Below are 343 nucleotides of genomic sequence, written 5' to 3' on the forward strand. Positions count from 1 at the left end.
AGGCGCTGCGTGAGCAGACACTGGAACGCCTTAAAGACGGTCGTCTGGACATCCTGATTGCGACCGACGTTGCGGCCCGTGGCCTGGACGTTGAGCGTATCAGCCTGGTGGTTAACTACGATATCCCTATGGATTCTGAGTCTTACGTTCACCGTATCGGTCGTACCGGTCGTGCGGGTCGTGCTGGCCGCGCGCTGTTGTTCGTTGAGAACCGCGAGCGTCGTCTGCTGCGCAACATTGAACGTACTATGAAGCTGACTATTCCGGAAGTAGAACTGCCGAACGCAGAACTGCTGGGCAAACGCCGTCTGGAAAAATTCGCCGCTAAAGTACAGCAGCAGCT

Annotated in this window: 1 protein-coding gene; it reads left to right on the top strand. The window is 56.6% G+C overall.

Going from position 1 to position 343, the window contains the following annotated elements; all coding sequences use genetic code 11:
• Positions 1-343, top strand: a 343-nt coding sequence (locus FN960_RS23680; protein ID WP_260682099.1) for a helicase-related protein, incomplete at both ends; no start/stop codon positions are given.

This window comes from Alkalicoccobacillus porphyridii (assembly GCF_007293315.1).
GTDB lineage: Bacteria > Bacillota > Bacilli > Bacillales > Bacillaceae_D > Alkalicoccobacillus > Alkalicoccobacillus porphyridii.